This window comes from Brevibacillus sp. AF8 (assembly GCF_021270385.1).
Classification (GTDB): domain Bacteria; phylum Bacillota; class Bacilli; order Brevibacillales; family Brevibacillaceae; genus Brevibacillus.
Map to the genome: position 1 here is coordinate 38,160 of NZ_JAGQDN010000007.1, position 16,379 is coordinate 54,538.

Consider the following 16,379-nt stretch of genomic DNA (forward strand, 5'->3'; position numbering starts at 1 on the left):
ACCTATGCCAAACGCCAGAGTTTGATGAAATCGCGTTTTCCGTACTACGTTTACATCAAATTATTCAAAAGTGAATCAAAACACCCGAATGTTCGATTCGTTTTTGAATAAACGATTCATTTTTGAATCACCTGGAACGAATCCGATATTTTTGCAGCTTCCGCACGACAGATGGCTGGCTAATGCCGAGAAACTCCGCGATTTCTCCCGTGGTCCGGCAGTGCTCGGATGCGTAGCGCAGCCATTTTTCCTCTACCTGCTCCAGTGCTTCCCTTAGCGACATCTTGGAAGTTGCCAGACTCGGCTCCATGGCTGTCTGCTCTTCCCCTGCCAATCTGATTTCCACGGGCAGGTGCGAAGAAGTGATCACGTCTTCGTCCGCTGTGACCACCATTCTCTCCAAAACGTTCTCCAGCTCGCGCACATTGCCGGGCCATTCGTACTGCATCAAGGCATGTGTTACGGCAGGGTCCAGTCGCTTGTCCATTCCATATCGTTCATTGAGCGAGCGCACGGCGCGTTTCAGGAGAGCCGCGATATCCTCGGGCCGATTTCGTAACGGCGGGACGTGGATGGGGACAACATTCAGGCGAAAATACAGGTCCTGCCGAAACTTCCCTTCCTTCACCATCTTCTCCAAATCGCGATTGGTGGCGGCAATCAAACGAAAATCCACGTCGCGGTACTGTGTGCTCCCAACGCGTTGCAACCGTTTTTCTTGAATCACCTTCAACAGCTTGGCCTGCAAGGTCAGTGGCAGTTCCCCCAGCTCGTCCAAGAGGAGAGTCCCTTGGTTCGCCATCTCGATAATCCCTTGCTTGCCCTGCTTGGCGGCACCTGTAAACGAACCCGCCTCATAACCAAACAGCTCGGATTCCAGCAAGCCCTCCGGGATCGAGCCACAGTTGATCTCCACGAATTGCCCACCCGCACGGCGGCTATTGCGATGAATTTCTTTTGCGATCACATTTTTCCCGACACCCGATTCTCCGAGGATCAGGACAGTCGAATCGACAGCCGCGACTTTTTTGATGAGACGCTCAATGGCTTGCATCGGCTGGCTCACTGCCACGAAGCCCTCCTGATGCTTTTCTCGCAGCTCCTCAATCTCGGTTTCAAACTGCTTGAGCTGCTCTGTCAGACCTTCGTAGCGCCGTTTCAATTCCATAATTTCAGTCAGGTCATGCGAATAGCTGATAATCGAATGCATGCTGCCATCTTCGTTCCAGACGGGAAACGCCGTCACCATCAGCTTTCGGCCCCCGGGTATTTCCTGCATGATCGTCTGCGGCGTCTTGGCATCCATGACTTTTCGCGTGACAGATGGAGAAAAGACCTTCCTTTTTTCCAGCTCGATGACGTTCTTGCCCAAGAGCTCTTCCTTTCCGATGCCATACACTTCATAGGACGAATCGCCAACCAGCCGGATGTAGCCCTCAGGATCCGTGATTAACAAATGATCGCGCGACGTTTCAACAATGGCCTCCAATACGCGGCTCATCCACTTTTCCGTACTCTCTTCTCTCTTCATCTCTTCGCCGCCTTCCACACGCCGTAATGTCCGATCCGTGTTTATTTTTTCATTATAGAAAACAGCAAGAACAACGACAACACATGAAAAATATGTAAAAATAGCCATAATGACAAGCCTTGCGAGATGGAAAGGATGGTAGGAATGACGCCCACAGTCGGAGACATCTACTGTGTTTTTGTCGAGAAGCTGCAAAAGTACGCAGCTTGCCAGGTCACATCGATCAAAGAGCCTGGCACGAGTAAATCCAACCTCATCAGTATCCTCGAGCTGGACTGGAGCAGCGATACACTGCCTGATGAATCAGAGCTGTACCAGATGAAGCCCTTATATTGTGACTACTTCTTCTGGGACAATGTGCTCGAGCACAGCTATGTCGATAATGTGGTGCCTAAAGGCTACATAAAAGTAGGGAATTTACCCCCTCTCGTGACAGAAGAAACAAGAAGCTACGGCAGTTGGGATGTCGGAGGGAGCCTCTATCGTCAGCATAAATGGAATCAAATTCCCGAAGAGCGTCGCCAGCTATTTAAACAAGCCGCAAAAGATGACACGATGATTTCGTTAGGCGGGGTGGACTTGCGCCGATCAATCAACGTCCTTCATGCCGACATCCTGCAACGCCTGACGGACATCTCTGAATTGGAAAAGCTCCCTTGCCTGACAAGAATCTATGCAGAGGAGCCCACCGATTCCTTGCTTGCCTTTGTCAAAAGCAATCCGTTTTTACTGGAGCTTCACTTGGAAAAAGCCAATGGCTCCTCTCTTGATCTGACAGGAAGCCATCTCAGTAAATTCTCTCTCCAAAACGCGGACGGCCTGGAGTCACTGCATCTGAACGATTGTCTTAGGGAACTCATACTGGACAAGGGCATTTCATCCAACCTTTTCATAGAAGCCGAAGAGGACGGGTATTGGCTGACCGCCTCGTTCTCGGATTCGCTGCCGTTACACCGCGGACTTGACCTTTTAGGAGCACTTCGTCTGCGTAATGTGACGGAGCTGGACTTGCAGCCACTCGTCCAGCGGTATCCCTCTCTCCGGGACATCCGTCTATGGGGCAAGCCTGGTACCCTCAGCAATCTGGGTAGTATCATGCACTTGAAGGAGCTACTGACGTTTACGACCTATGATCTGTTTGGCTTCTCCGGGGACGAGTTCCCTTCGCCAGATCAATGTCCCAAGCTCTCCACGCTCTGGATGACGAGCCTCCCAGCAGAAGCGGCCAAGACCATTAAAGCCGCCTATAAAAAAGAAGTGAAAAATGGGCTGGATTTGTCCATCACCAAGCCGCGCAAACCCGAATGGCTGGCCAATAATTTAACCAATCCATTTCGCGATTGGGATGGCAGGGAGCACATCTCAAAGGCTCACGCCAACAAAGCCGCCAGTCTCTATAAAAAAATGAACACTGCGATTAGTGCGCTCGAAAAGCAAGGCAGCGAAGACGCGACAAATGCGGGAGAAATACGAACTGCTTTGCGTGCCTTGGTCAAAGAGTACACAGAGACTTTCAACAAGATGGATCGACGAACAGGCTTTATCGAAACGGTTGAGCGGGAAGAAATTTTCGTTGTGCTCGATGAGCTGCTTCAGTCGGCAAAACGGAATTTGGCTGCTGCAGGTGTGGAAGTAGATGTAGATGAGCTTTTTGCTACTTTTGATCAGACGCGTGATTTTTGAGTGAGAAAAAGAAGCCGCCTCTCCAACTGGAAAGCGGCTTCTTGTGCTTAATCATTCTTTTTGATTACCCACGTGCTCATGCAACGCTGTCCGGCTACGTTCACTGTTTTGATTGGCTCCAGGAACACACCTTGCAGTTTTTCCGTCATGCCCACCATCGTCCGTTCGTTTACGAGAAAACGGGTGCTTCCGTCCGGCAACAAATAACGTTCGTTCCCTAGTGGCTGTACAGCATCCTCAATCCCGATCGAGGATGCAAGACGCATAAATAGAATGCCTCCTGGCTTCAGTACCCGCCACAGCTCCTCTAGCATCTGGCGAAAATGCTCTTCGTTTTCAGCAAAATGTAGAACGGCATTACTGATGATGAAATCAAAGCTTTCGTTTTCAAAGCCCATGCTCTCAATCGGTTCCACACGAGCGCGCTCCGCTGACCAGTTCGGTGCCAGTTGCGATGCCATTCGCTGTACAGCTTCAATGGCTTTTGCCGATTGGTCAACCGCATACACCGAATAGCCATTTCGCAAAAAGTAGACCAAATTCCGCCCCGAACCGCAACCGGCATCAAGTACTTGCATTTCCTTCGTTACTCGCCCCTTTAACAACTGATCAAACAAATAAATATCCATATCGCCAAACTGCTCGGCCAGATTCATATCTATCACAGCCTTTATCCGATTTTTCTTCAGTGTACCAATTCGCTCGTCATCTTCCAACGACAGTCACATGGAACAGATTGACAAGAATGATAGTTGACACCTGATGACTACAAGTGTAATCTTTAAAACAGAATCAACGACTACAAATGTAGTCGAGGGAGGTTTCGTACTTGGACGAGCAACCGCGAATCTCGGATGCCGAGTGGGAGATTATGAAGGTCATCTGGGCAAAGTCACCCGCAACAGCAGCCGATGTCATCCACGCTCTGCGAGACAACAAGACGTGGAAAGACAACACAATCAAAACCTTGCTCAGCCGCCTGTTGCAAAAGGGCATTCTCACCTACGAGCAGGTCAATCGCGTCTACTATTACTCCCCTGTGCTCACAGAGGAAGATTGCAAGCACCAAGAGCGCCAATCCTTTTTGCAGCGCGTGTACGGCGGGGCCTTAAAGCCCATGCTAGTTCACTTTTTAAAAGAAGAAAAGCTCTCCTCCCAAGAGATTGACGAGCTGAAAAAAATCCTTTCCGAAAAGGAGAAATAAGCTGGTGGATTGGCAATGGCTCACACTCACCCTCAACCAAGCATTTACGTGGACACTGTATAACTCCATCGAGGCCAGTCTTCTTGTGCTCCTGATCCTGCTCTGCCAGCAGCTCGGCAAAAAGCATTTCCCCATCCGCTGGCACCACGCCGTATGGTTCCTGCTTCTCTGGAAGCTCGCGGTTCCCTGGTCGATAGACAGCACGATCAGTTTGTATAACTGGCTGCCTACTTCGTCCTGGACATCCGTGCAGGAAGCGTACCCGCCTACGGAACCGATCGTTCTCGCTACTGAGGCTTTGCAACCGCATGAATCTGCCCTCCAATCAGATGCCTCTCTAGCAAACGAAGCGAGCTTTTCCTGGATCAGCCTGCTTTCCCTCATCTGGTTCGGCGGCATCGCTATTTTCGCTATCACCATGACTCGCAGTACATACCGATTGCTCTCTCAGCTAAAAAAGGAAGTGTTCGTACAGGATGAAGTTGTTTTGCGCGTCTTTTTCCAATGCCAAAAACTGATGGGCATCACCAAATCCATTCCCCTGCGCATGAGTCATCAGATGACAAGTCCTGCCTTGATGGGAATCTGGCGACCGCAAATCTGGCTGCCAGCAAATCTGTTGGACAAACTCAACGAGCACGAGCTGCGCCACATCTTTTTGCATGAGCTGGCGCATTGGAAAAGACGAGATATTCCTGTGAACAGCATCATGAGCGTGCTGCTGATCCTCAACTGGTTCAACCCGCTGTTATGGTACGCCGCTTCCCGCATGCGTCAGGACCAGGAAATGGCTTGTGATGCCTTGGCTTTGACCTATTTGCAGGAGACGGAGGTACCTCGCTACGGATACACCATGATCAAAATGCTCGAGCTGTATGCCCAGCCCAAACAAATCCACTTCACTGCCGGGTTCTCCAGCTCCAAAAAACAGGTGAAAAGGAGAATAGAAATGATTCGTCACTTTCAAAAACGGGCGTATACGTGGACCCTATCTGGTATCGTGGTCGTCTTGGCTTTAGGCGTCTTCACTTTGACCGATGCAACAAAAGCACTTGGGAACGAGCAGGCCTTCGTCGTCCCCGCAGAAGGTACACTCCAAAGTCCTGTTGACCAAACAATGGGCTTGAGAATCGTAAACGACCTGAATACGCCCGTTCAGGCAGCCGCCGCAGGTAAGGTACTCAAAGCTGAGTACGATACAAAAACAGGGAAAGGCAACCAGGTCATTCTGGAGCATGAAGGAGGTTATCAAACCGTTTACTCTCATTTGGAAAAGCTGGAGGTCACCGCTGGCGCTACTGTGACCCAAGGCCAGCTCATTGGGCTGTTAGGAAGTACGGGACGCAGCACAGGACCGCATCTTGCTTTCCAGGTTCTCGAAAATGGTATACCCGTTGATCCGATGAAGCTGCTTGTGAATACGAAAACACAGCAGTAACCCCATTATAAAACCCATCAGGTTAAGAACATCTGATGGGTTTTCATCGTTTTTAATCGCTTCTGCTTTTTTCTTATAACCCAAAATGCTGCTTCGCCAGCTTTTTAGATCGTTCCTCATCAATCGTCTCTTTCGTCATAACACCATCCACCCATTGCGTAAAAGAACTATTCGTCAACGTGACATTGCCTCTCTCTGTAAGCTGCGTAAGCAATGGGCTTTTGTTGAAGGGAGACTGTTCATGTTCAGCGATGATCGTCTGAATCTCGTTTAACTCCGTTTCATCCGTCACCAGCTTCTGCGAATCAAACGTATAGCCGATCCTCCAGTCCGTATCCTTGTGCCGCAGCTTCATTTCGAATACATAATCGCCATATTCCGTCTGCTCTTTCTTGATCCGAAATTCACCATTGCGCGAAGAGATGGTCTCCCCTGTTAACGGAACAGGCTTTAACGGCAGGTTCGAGCCGAAGCCCGTGTCGAGCAAATACGTTTGTCCCTCATATGTAAGCAAAATCGTGGCATGCGTTCGGCCTATCGTGTAATACTCGCCAACGTCATGCCTGTAAACAACTCCACGAATCAGATGAGCGTCAAAGCCATTTTCCAACAAGAAGTAATACAGTATGGGATTGAGCTCGTAGCAAAGACCGCCTTCGTTTTTGACCAAAATCTTCTCCATGATGGACTGTCTGGAGATTACGCTCGTTCGCTCTTCCACAATGCACAGGTTTTCAAAAGGAATCGCCAATGCTGTCAGATCAAGGAGGCGATCCAATGTATCGAAGGTAATCGTTTCATTTTCAGGCATACCGATTCTTTTCCGAAATAAAACATTCAGCTCACTCATGCTTCTTCCTCCCCTATCGTTTCTCCCACAAGTTTACACCAAGCTCCTGCCGAATTCTTAAATACCGAGCAGCTTTAGCTTCCGATACAAGGTGCGGAGCCCGATCCCGAGTTCTTCTGCCACTCGCTGCTTCCCTTTCAAATCACTGCCGTGCTTTTGCAACGAAGCGCGAATGGCGTCCGCTTGTGCATCGGCGACTCTCGCTTTGATAGCTGGACCTGAATGCGAAGGAGCCACTGAAGTACGTGCACGAAGGCGCGGAGGCAAGCTGTCAGCAGTCAAAACCGTGTCTTGCTCCATGTTCATGGCGTACTCGATGGCGTTCTCCAGCTCCCGCACATTGCCCGGCCAGTGATAGTTCTTGAGCAGGTTGATCGCCTCTCGTGCTATTCCGAAGAAGGTGCGTCCAGCTTGCTCTCCGTGCTTTTCCATAAATGAAACGGCCAGGAGCTCGATATCTTCCTTGCGCTCTGCGAGTGACGGGACGTGTATCGGAATGACGTTCAACCGATAGTACAGATCGGCACGAAACACTTTTTTCTCCACGAGCTCCTCCAGGTTCTGGTTCGTCGCCGCGATGATTCGTACATTGATGGGAAATGATCGCGTGCCGCCGATGCGTTCCACGACCTTTTCCTGCAAGACACGCAGTAGCTTTGCCTGTAACGATAGCGGCATATCGCCTATTTCATCGAGAAAAAGCGTACCTCCCTCTGCCATTTCGAACCGTCCTGGCTTTCCTCCCTTTTTAGCTCCAGTAAACGCGCCGTCCTCATAACCGAACAATTCGCTTTCGAACAGATTTTCCGGAATGCTGGCGCAATTGATGGCGACAAACGGGTAGTAAGCGCGCGTGCTTGCCTCGTGAATCGCTTTTGCCAGATGCCCTTTGCCTGTCCCTGTTTCGCCGGTAATCAGTACCGTGGAGCTGCTGTTACCGATTTTCATCGCCATTTCTTTGACCTGCTTGATGGCTGGGCTGTTTCCTACGATTTGAGCAAGGCTATCCGCTTTGCCGGGCTTACCGCTCCCTTGATGATCCATCAGACGCGGAACGGTTAGCGATCCCCTCTGCACGCGAAGCACGCCGCCGATGAGCTGATTGTTAACGATGATCGGCGTGGCCTCGGTCGGAGCATCCAGCTTGTCAACGAGACAATTGGGGATCGGCAAGGAATGTGTGGTCATCCCGGATAATGACGGTAGCAGCATCCGTGAAACCTCCGCTGGCAGCAGCTCATGCTGGGACAGCAGTCTGCGCGCGCTGGCATTCGTGTGAATGACATTGCCACTTCGGTCAAAGGTGAAATACGCATCGGCGACGGTATCCAGTGCCCCCTCCAATAGCCGAATGGTGTCATTAGACGATTCGATCTGTCTCGTCTCATGGGACTGTACTATCGCTGTAATCATCTCGCTGACTTCTGTCAGGATTTGCTGGTATCTCTCGGTATGCCTGGAGAGCCGATTTTGTCCCTCTTTCGTAAAGGATGTGAGAGAAACGACCCCGATTGCATGGTTGGCTACCTTAATGGAAGAGAGCAGCTCGACTTTGGCAGGGCAGCTGTCGAGAAAACGGCACCCTTTGCACATTTCCATGGAGCCGGGTTTGTCTACGACATACTGTCCTTTTGCCAACACGAATTCAATCGAGGGCACATGCACATTTTCGCCTTTTTGTTTCAAGTAGCGCTCCGTACTCACAACCAAGAGACCGCGCTCGTTAATCACCGCAGCATCCACGTTCAATATATCTGAAATGCTTGTAATGACCTTTTCGATGGCTGGTTTGCACAGATCCAACGAAACCATGGATATCCTCCCTGCTTATTGTCCTCGCTCTCCATTTTACGAAATATTTAGATAGTTCACAAACATTTTGCCACTGATGTTTGCCAATCATGACAACTCATTGCCACTTTTGTCACTGTCATAACGATACGAAACACAGTCGGAACCTCGTTTTTTGCGGTCCAGTAAGGAGCATGTTGCCCAGCGGGATTCACTTCTCACTTGGCACAGTGTTTGCATTATAAACTTTTCATCTAGGGGGAGTGATCAACCATGGTAAACACGAACGAGGTATTCAATCTGCAAGGAAAGGTAGCCTTGGTGACAGGTGCTGCTTCCGGTATCGGACTTGCAACAGCGAAACGACTGGCCCAATTCGGAGTAAACGTTATGCTGCTTGATATCAACGAGGAGCTAGGGGAAAAGGCGGCACAAGAAATCGTAGCAGAGGGCGGATCAGCCCGTTATTTTACATGCAATGTAGTTTCCCAACAGGATTGTCGTGAAGTAACGCAAGCGATCGAGGAAGCGTACGGTCGCATCGATATTTTGTTCAACAACGCAGGCGTGATCAGAAGAAAGACGGTCGTCGAGCTGGAAGAAGACGATTGGGATCTGGTCGTCGATGTCTCCTTGAAGGGCGCTTACAACCTATCCAAATTCGTCATTCCGGTCATGGCGAAAACAGGCGGAGGCAGCATCATCAACACAGGCTCTGGCTGGGGAATCAAGGGCGGTGACAAGGCTGCGGCCTACTGCGCGGCAAAAGCAGGCGTCGTCAACCTGACGCGGGCAATGGCGATTGACCACGGTCCGGAAAACATCCGTGTGAATTGCGTGTCACCTGGCGATACCGACACACCTCTGTTGCGTGAAGAAGCGCGCCAGCTGGAAAAGGAAGAAGGAGCATTCCTCGTCTCCTCCGCCCAAGGGCGTCCGCTGGAGCGTCTCGGTTCTCCGCAAGATATTGCCAATGCTGTCCTGTTCTTTGCCAGCGATCTGTCATCCTGGGTGACGGGTTCCGTACTGGTCGTCGATGGCGGCGGTTTGGCTTAATTTTCCATTATTACGACTGAATATTCCAACGAAGAGATGGAGGAACCTGAGATGAGCGTACAGCGTTATGCCCACCCGTATATTCCGAATTCTGCACCTGCAGTCAAAGAGAAAATGCTTGCCGAAATCGGCTTTTCCAGCATCGAGGATATCTATGCGGACATTCCCGAGGAGCTGCGCCTAAAAGAAAAAATGAACATCCCGAAAGCTTTGACCGAATACGAACTGGAACGCCACGTCAACCAGCTCATGAACAAAAACAAAACAACGAAAGAAAATATCAGCTTCCTCGGCGCAGGCTGCTGGCCCCATTTTGTTCCGGCTGTCTGTGATGAAATCAACTCCCGCGCAGAGTTTGTAACGGCGTATGCTGGTGAGCCTTATGAAGACAAAGGGCGCTTTCAGGCGTTGTTCGAGTACCAAAGCCTCGTAGCTGAGCTTGTCGATATGGATGTTGTGAACGTTCCGACCTTTGACTGGGCACAGGCTGCTTCTACTGCTCTGCGCATGGCAGCACGTATCACCAAACGCACAGAGCTACTCGTCTCGAAAAATATCCATCCCGACAAGCTTTTGATCATCAAAAACTATACGTCTCCTGATCTTACCGTCACCTTGATCGACTTTGAGAACGAAACAGGCAGACTCGACCTCAATGATCTAAAAGGAAAGCTCAGTGTAGATACAGCAGCGGTTTATTTCGAAAACCCGACCTTCCTCGGCTCCGTGGAAGTAAACGGACAGATGATTGCGGACTTGGCTCATGCAGCCGGTGCCATTTGCGTAGTCGGCGTCGATCCCATCTCTCTCGGCGTGATGGAAGCTCCGGCGAATTACGGCGCGGACATCGTGTGCGGAGATTTGCAGCCGCTTGGCGTACACATGCATTACGGCGGCGGACAATCCGGCTTTATCGCGACGCATGACGACCCGACCTACGTCATGGAATATCCGTCCCGCCTGTTCGGAATCGCTCCGACAGAGGTCGAAGGCGAATACGGCTTCGGAGATGTCGCGTACGACCGCACCTCTTTTGCCAAACGTGAAAAAGGCAAGGAGTCCGTCGGAACGCAAACCGCGCTATGGGGCATCACCGCAGGCGTGTACTTGGCGACGATGGGACCAGTGGGCATGGAAGAAGTCGGGCAAGGCATCATGCAGCGCTCCCAATACGCCGCCAAGCAGCTCTCTTCCATTCCCGGGGTCGAGGCCAAATTCGCCGCTCCTTTCTTCAAGGAGTTCGTGATCGACTTCTCGCAAACAGGCAAAACCGTCAAAGACATCAACGCTGCGCTTCTCGCCAAAGGCATTTTCGGCGGAGTTGATTTGACTGAACACTACCCGGAATTGGGTCAATGTGCACTCTACTGCGTCACGGAGGTTCATACCCAGGAGGATATTGATACGCTCGTTACTGCCATGAAAAGCATTTTGTAAAAACGAAAAAGGAGGAAACCGCCCATGAAAACATCCGAAGGAACCATCGACAAAATGAAACGGATTCCGAGAGACCATAAGGTACGCCGCTTCCACCAAGCAAAGTGGGATGAGCCTGTCATTTTCGAGCTGAGCCAGCCCGGTGAGCGTGGCGTCGAGGTACCACCCGTCGAGCCACAAATCGTAGAGACAGTAGGCGATGGCATCTCTCAGTTGCCAGACAGCCTGCGCCGGAAAAAACGGCCGAATCTTCCCGAGATCAGTCAGTATCGCGTGATCCGTCACTACTCCCGCATCTCTCAGGAGGTTCTGGGGTCGGATTTCAACGTAGAGATCGGGCAAGGCACCTGCACGATGAAATACTCCCCGAAAATCAATGAACGCTTCGTGCGCTCGCCGAAAATGGCGGAGCTGCATCCGCTGCAAGACGAGTCCACTGTCCAAGGGATGCTGGAGATGACGTACCAGCTCGATTTATATCTTCGCGAGATTTCGGGAATGGACAAATTTTCGTTCCAACCGGGCAGCGGCACACAGGCGTTGTTTACCCAAGCCTCTATCGTGCGCAAATACCACAAATCTCGCGGCGAAGGAGAGCAGCGCAACGAGTTTATTACCACCCATTTTTCCCATCCGTCCCAAGCCGCGACGGCCGCAGTCAAAGGCTTCAAAATCATTTATGTACCTGCCGATGAAAACGGCTACCCTGATCTGGAAGCGCTAAAGGGCCTCGTCTCGGAGCGAACCGCTGCCTTTGCCGTAGCGAATCCAGAGGATACAGGCATTTACAACTCCCGCATCAAGGAGTTCACAGACGTCGTCCACGCCGCAGGGGGACTGTGCTGCTACGATCAGGCAAACGCCAATGGTTTGCTCGGCATTACCCGCGCACTGGAAGCAGGCTTCGACATGTGCTTCTTCAACCTGCACAAAACCTTTTCCGTGCCACACGCTTGCGGCGGACCTGCAACAGGCGCTATCGGGGTCACTGCCGAGCTTGCGCCATTCCTGCCGGGACCGATCGTAGACTTCGACGGAGAGCGTTACTTTTATAAGCGTGACTTGAAAAACAGCATCGGAAAAGTCCGCAGCTTTTATGGGGTACCACCTGCTGTCCTGCGCTCCTACGCTTGGGTCCGTGCACTTGGAGCTGACGGCTTGAGGGAAGTCGCCGAAATTGCTTGCCTCAACAACAACTATCTCTATCACAAAATCCTGCAAATCCGTGGTGCGAGTGCTCCGTATATACAAGGCAGACGTCTGGAGCAGGTTCGCTATAGCTGGCAGCAGCTAAAAGAAGACACAGGCGTCACGACATACGATGTTCAGCGCCGCATGGTCGACTTTGCCCACCATTACTGGACCAGTCACCACCCGTACGTCGTGCCGGAGCCGTTTACACTGGAACCGACGGAGTCCTACTCCATGGCAGAGCTGGACGAATACATCGCGGCACTGACCCATATTTCACAGGAAGCCTATGAGAATCCGGAAATTGTCAAAACAGCGCCGCACAATAGTACAGGTCACCGTGTATTAGAGTCCGTGCTCGATGATCCTGATCAATGGTGCATCACATGGAGAGCTTATTTGAAAAAGACGGCACAAGGATAAAAAGAAAGAAACGCCAGCACGGATTACGATAAGTGCTGGCGTTCATTTCGTTAGAGAAGTTTCTTTTAGAACTGATTCGGGAACTGCTTAATGATGCCTGCTGTCAGTACATCCGCCAATGAAATGATGTGATCCTCACCTTGATCAAAAGCAGCAATATCCGCTTCCCAATCTTTTCTCAATCTCGCCTGGAGATTATCAGTGAGCAGCTTCAGATGCACGTACATCATCTCTTTTAGTTCTTTCTCGTTCCAATTGGGGTTGGCACTACTCAAGAACTTGGCGATCTCATCCGCATTCCGGTGCCAGTCCTTATCCAGTTTTGCCACAGTAGCCTGATCGCCTTTTTTGGCTGCGTCAATGATTTTGCCGCCAATGGTAATATGAGCCGTCAGCAATTCGGTAAGCTTTTTACCTGCTTCTTCTCCGTAATACGGCTTGATTGCGTTCCCGATATCCACCTGGTTTTTCAAGAGTCGTGCCTGTACGGCGTCTTTGTCTTCCAGCCCTGCCAAGGCGCTTACCATATAGGTGTGATCCCACAGCAAATGATCAATCCAGAGCCTGCGCATATCGCCCTGTAGTTTTACTTCTTTCGGCTTTATACATTCTGCCTGCTTTACATTTCCTTGCGATTCCTTGGCTGCTGCCATACCCGGCACACCAAGCAATGCCACGCAAATCATCAACAATGTTACTTTCTTGAGCATTGGAGTCATCTATTCCTTCTCCTTTTTGATAAGTATTAAATCCCGCTGTTATTTTGAGCAAATTTGGCTTTTTCATGCGTCCAACATATCATCCCTGCAAATTGACACTTTTCGGAAGCATCCTTATAGTTGTCTTATCAACAGTTGCCCTGACTGCCTAACCGAGGAGGTTTCGCAATGAAATTGGATGAGTATATTGGCGTCATCGTGAAACGAACGGATTTAAAACTGAACAACTATTATCAAAAAGTATGCAATCCGTATAACATCACCATCGATCAGTGGATGATTTTTGTCGTGTTATGGGAAGAAGAAGGTCTGACCCAGAACGAATTGGCAGATCGTACCTACAAGGACAAAACAAATATCGCACGGATGCTCTTTCTCATGGAAGAAAGAGGATTCATTCATCGCGAAACAGATAAAAAGGATCGTCGCTCCCTACGTGTCTATCTGACGGAAAAAGGGCGACTTTTAAAAGACGAGGTCCTTCCTCCCTCCATTGAAGCGTACGAGAAAACCATTGCAGGATTGACCGAAGAAGAAGTGAACCAATTTCGAAGAACACTCAATATCATTTATGAGAACGTAAAAAACTTGTAAAAACAAAAACCATTGCAGGCTGTCATTTTTTGTATATAATTAGTTGTTGTAGCAACAGTGTTTATAACAACTTTCAAGGCGAAATATATACAAAAAAGGAGTGAAAATGATGAGCACAGAAGGGATCTGGAGCACGCATTACCGGGCGTTGACGATTGGTATTATTATTGTGGTGACTGCTACAGCATTTGAAGGCTTGGCTGTCACGACAATCGCCCCCGGTCTTTCCCGAGAGCTACAGGGTGAGGATCTTTATGGATGGGTATTCAGCGCTTATTTGTTGGCTCAGCTGATTGGAACTGTAGTCACAGGTCAATTCGTCGATAGAAAAGGGCCTGCCCAGCCTTTTATTGTCACGATCGTGCTCTTTGCCCTTGGCATTGTAGTTGCTGCAATTGCGCCTGATATGCTTACTTTACTGCTTGGGCGAGTGATGCAGGGATTCGGAGCCGGTGCCTTGGTCAATTGTGTGTATACCATGATTACTTTGCGCTACCCTGATTCTCTTCGCCCTCAGATTCTTGCTGTCTTCTCCAGCGCTTATATCCTTCCAGGACTGTTCGGACCGTATGTCGCCGGGATTATTGCTGAACAGTTGTCATGGAGATATGTCTTCTGGTTGATCCTTCCCTTTATCTTTCTGTCTGCACTCTTAACCACCCCCTCTTTCCGAGGCTTACAACCGCCTAAAGCAAGCGCTGCAAACAATCGTAGTCTTCTCCTGCCCTTTTTCTTGGCCATTGGGACTGGTGCCTTGCTATTTGGACTCGGCAAAATTCCCTCGATCTACGGTTTCCTGCTATCCATCGCGGGTTTGCTCGCCCTCAGTGTGCCCTTATACAAGCTGATGCCTAAAGGAACGCTCCTCGCACGCTCAGGCTTACCTGCTGTCATCGCGTCTCGGGGTCTATTTGTCGCTGCCTATTACGGCACACAAACGTTTCTCGTCCTTGGACTCACTTCGATTTTAGGATTAACCGCCGACAAAGCTGGTTTAGCTGTTGCCTCCGCAGCAATTAGTTGGTCGCTGGCAGCCAATGTACAGGCAAAGCTGGACAAAAGAGATCAGGGGGCTGGTCGCAAAAAGCGAATTATCATCGGTCTCGTCATTATGCTCATCGGAGTCGCTTGCACCGTACCGCTGACGTTGATTCAACAAGACCTTTTGGGTATCGTGACCGCGATTGTTAGCCAGATCATTATGGGCTTCGGAATCGGTTTGGCTCACCCGACAAGCGGTGCTATTGCGTTTTCTCTGGCAAAATCCGGTGAAGAAGGAAAAGTATCTGCTGAACTATCTATCGCTGATACATTTACGCCTGCGATTGTTATTGGGGTGGGAGGCGCCATCCTATCTGTGATGACTGCCTTTGCGTTTTCACTTTCTGTTGGAATTACGGTTTCCCTGCTCCTTCAGACGTTCATCGTCATACTGGGACTGGTATCTGCTGCCCGACTGGCGACACGATCCGTACCTGTTCAAGAAAAAAGGACACCTTGAAAAAAGGTATCCAATACTTTTTTAGCTATGCCTCCGATGCCTATTTTTCAGGAGGCATAGCTTTCTTTTTTTGTCTAGAAATATACTGCTCGCCGACTTCAATCATCTGCTCCAAGATGGGCGCTACGCTCTTACCAAAGTCTGTAAGTGAGTATTCCACTTTTGGTGGCACAGTCGGGTACACTTGTCGTACTACGATTTCGCTGTTCTCCAGTTCTCGCAGCTGCACAGTTAGCACATGTCGAGATACTTCCGGGATCAGCCGTTGTAATTCTCCAAATCTTCTCGTGTCTTTGAGCAATTCATAAATGATTCGAGGCTTCCATTTTCCACTGATCAGCTGGAGCCCCACCTCGACAGGACATCCAAACTCGCCATCTTGATACGGCATCTCAGCCTCCCAACAGTCAGCTTTTTATGACTTAGTCATTATAATGTGCGTACTTTTCGCTTACATCGTCTCGAGCTATGCTTAACACGCAACTCAACGATACCAAAAAGGAGAGTTCCCATGCCATTCTCTCATCGCAATCAACCTGTCAAAAACCCGGAAGATATGAACCCCGCCTTCGCAGAAGCATTCAACACTGGCGACATCAACAATCTTCTTGCTCTTTATGAACCGCAGGCTATCCTCATAACCCAAGACAACGAGCAGAGCCACGGAGTTGAATCCATCCGCGCAACACTGGAGCAATTACTCCAAGTGCAAGGTACGATGGTTTCCGAGAATGTATTTTGTATTCCGTTTGAAAATATCGCTTTATTGCGGGCTCACTTTATCATTCATACCACAGATGACGCAGGCAACGCCATGAAAATAGAAGGCCATACATCTGAAATCGTGCGGAAGCAGCCAGATGGCAGTTGGCTGTATGTCATAGATCATCCATTTGGCGCGAATCCGCCTGTCATTCATTCTCCTGCTTAGACACGCAGTCCTTGAAAAAAGGGTGCCCCT

At 50.0% G+C, this 16,379-nt stretch carries 15 protein-coding genes; 9 read left to right on the forward strand and 6 right to left on the reverse strand.

The genetic code is table 11. The features are described 5' to 3' along the window. Positions 1–127 precede the first annotated feature (127 nt). Positions 128–1,531 (reverse strand): sigma-54 interaction domain-containing protein, encoded by a 1,404-nt coding sequence (locus KB186_RS11815; protein ID WP_173611801.1) that lies wholly within the window; start codon positions 1,529–1,531, stop codon positions 128–130. Between the two features lie 144 nt (positions 1,532–1,675). Between KB186_RS11815 and KB186_RS11820 the strand changes: the two genes are divergently transcribed. Next, complete coding sequence (locus KB186_RS11820; protein ID WP_232773665.1) at positions 1,676–3,214, forward strand: hypothetical protein; 1,539 nt, start codon at positions 1,676–1,678, stop codon at positions 3,212–3,214. A 47-nt stretch (positions 3,215–3,261) separates the two neighbouring features. On the opposite strand, the gene KB186_RS11825 is transcribed toward KB186_RS11820, so the two are convergent. Further along, positions 3,262–3,930 (reverse strand): class I SAM-dependent methyltransferase, encoded by a 669-nt coding sequence (locus KB186_RS11825; RefSeq protein ID WP_221868722.1) that lies wholly within the window; start codon positions 3,928–3,930, stop codon positions 3,262–3,264. 113 nt (positions 3,931–4,043) lie between these two features. Here KB186_RS11825 and KB186_RS11830 point away from each other — a divergent pair, with 113 nt between their 5' ends. After that, positions 4,044–4,418 carry a BlaI/MecI/CopY family transcriptional regulator gene (locus KB186_RS11830; RefSeq protein WP_221868721.1) on the forward strand — a complete coding sequence of 125 codons (375 nt, stop codon included), beginning with the start codon at positions 4,044–4,046 and terminating at the stop codon, positions 4,416–4,418. Positions 4,419–4,422: 4 nt separating this feature from the next. Then, positions 4,423–5,856 (forward strand): M56 family metallopeptidase, encoded by a 1,434-nt coding sequence (locus KB186_RS11835; RefSeq protein ID WP_221868720.1) that lies wholly within the window; start codon positions 4,423–4,425, stop codon positions 5,854–5,856. A gap of 73 nt (positions 5,857–5,929) precedes the next feature. Here KB186_RS11835 and KB186_RS11840 read toward each other — a convergent pair whose 3' ends face one another. Both KB186_RS11840 and KB186_RS11845 read right to left on the reverse strand, forming a co-directional pair. Then, entirely contained in the window at positions 5,930–6,706 is a 777-nt protein-coding gene (locus tag KB186_RS11840; RefSeq protein ID WP_221868719.1) for an arylamine N-acetyltransferase family protein, read from the reverse strand. Between the two features lie 57 nt (positions 6,707–6,763). Then, positions 6,764–8,518: a sigma-54 interaction domain-containing protein gene (locus tag KB186_RS11845; protein WP_221868718.1), complete on the reverse strand. Its 1,755-nt coding sequence runs from the start codon at positions 8,516–8,518 to the stop codon at positions 6,764–6,766. A gap of 252 nt (positions 8,519–8,770) precedes the next feature. On the opposite strand from KB186_RS11845, the gene KB186_RS11850 reads away from it, so the two are divergent. The 3 genes from KB186_RS11850 to gcvPB are packed head-to-tail and all read left to right on the forward strand — an operon-like array spanning position 8,771 to position 12,604. Then, on the forward strand, positions 8,771–9,553 hold the full coding sequence (locus KB186_RS11850) for an SDR family NAD(P)-dependent oxidoreductase (RefSeq protein ID WP_173611757.1): 783 nt from the start codon (positions 8,771–8,773) through the stop codon (positions 9,551–9,553). A gap of 51 nt (positions 9,554–9,604) precedes the next feature. Continuing rightward, the gene (gcvPA, locus tag KB186_RS11855; RefSeq protein WP_232773666.1) at positions 9,605–10,990 is read left to right on the forward strand and encodes an aminomethyl-transferring glycine dehydrogenase subunit GcvPA; all 1,386 of its coding nucleotides are present in this window, start codon (positions 9,605–9,607) and stop codon (positions 10,988–10,990) included. Positions 10,991–11,014: 24 nt separating this feature from the next. Next, on the forward strand, positions 11,015–12,604 hold the full coding sequence (gene gcvPB / locus KB186_RS11860) for an aminomethyl-transferring glycine dehydrogenase subunit GcvPB (RefSeq protein WP_221868716.1): 1,590 nt from the start codon (positions 11,015–11,017) through the stop codon (positions 12,602–12,604). Between the two features lie 65 nt (positions 12,605–12,669). On the opposite strand, the gene KB186_RS11865 is transcribed toward gcvPB, so the two are convergent. After that, the gene (locus tag KB186_RS11865; protein ID WP_173611754.1) at positions 12,670–13,323 is read right to left on the reverse strand and encodes a glycosyltransferase; all 654 of its coding nucleotides are present in this window, start codon (positions 13,321–13,323) and stop codon (positions 12,670–12,672) included. A gap of 168 nt (positions 13,324–13,491) precedes the next feature. Here KB186_RS11865 and KB186_RS11870 point away from each other — a divergent pair, with 168 nt between their 5' ends. Further along, positions 13,492–13,917, forward strand: a complete 426-nt coding sequence (locus tag KB186_RS11870) for a MarR family winged helix-turn-helix transcriptional regulator (protein ID WP_048035355.1) — start codon at positions 13,492–13,494, stop codon at positions 13,915–13,917. A 109-nt stretch (positions 13,918–14,026) separates the two neighbouring features. Then, entirely contained in the window at positions 14,027–15,418 is a 1,392-nt protein-coding gene (locus KB186_RS11875; RefSeq protein WP_173611799.1) for an MFS transporter, read from the forward strand. Positions 15,419–15,458: 40 nt separating this feature from the next. Here the strand turns inward: KB186_RS11875 and KB186_RS11880 are convergent, their stop codons facing one another. Continuing rightward, positions 15,459–15,809 (reverse strand): winged helix-turn-helix transcriptional regulator, encoded by a 351-nt coding sequence (locus KB186_RS11880; protein ID WP_173611753.1) that lies wholly within the window; start codon positions 15,807–15,809, stop codon positions 15,459–15,461. Positions 15,810–15,929: 120 nt separating this feature from the next. Between KB186_RS11880 and KB186_RS11885 the strand changes: the two genes are divergently transcribed. After that, the gene (locus KB186_RS11885) at positions 15,930–16,349 is read left to right on the forward strand and encodes a YybH family protein (RefSeq protein ID WP_173611752.1); all 420 of its coding nucleotides are present in this window, start codon (positions 15,930–15,932) and stop codon (positions 16,347–16,349) included. Positions 16,350–16,379 lie beyond the last annotated feature (30 nt).